Genomic DNA, 255 nt, shown 5'->3' with positions numbered 1-255 from the left:
CCAGACTTAAGTAGCCGCCTGCGCGCGCTTTACGCCCAATAATTCCGGACAACGCTTGCCCCCTACGTATTACCGCGGCTGCTGGCACGTAGTTAGCCGGGGCTTTCTTCTCAGGTACCGTCACTCCAATAGCAGTTACTCTACCGGACGTTCTTCCCTGGCAACAGAGCTTTACGATCCGAAAACCTTCATCACTCACGCGGCGTTGCTCCGTCAGACTTTCGTCCATTGCGGAAGATTCCCTACTGCTGCCTC

The 255-nt window shown here is 55.7% G+C and carries 1 rRNA gene; it reads right to left on the bottom strand.

Annotation, left to right across the window (positions count from 1 at the left end):
- Window positions 1–255, bottom strand: a 16S ribosomal RNA gene (locus tag KJS63_RS25950); the annotation flags it as partial.

This window comes from Paenibacillus sp. J22TS3 (assembly GCF_018403205.1).
Lineage (GTDB): Bacteria > Bacillota > Bacilli > Paenibacillales > Paenibacillaceae > Fontibacillus > Fontibacillus tuaregi.
Note: the sequence above shows the minus strand (reverse complement) of the source record. Positions and strands in the feature narration are given on the sequence as shown.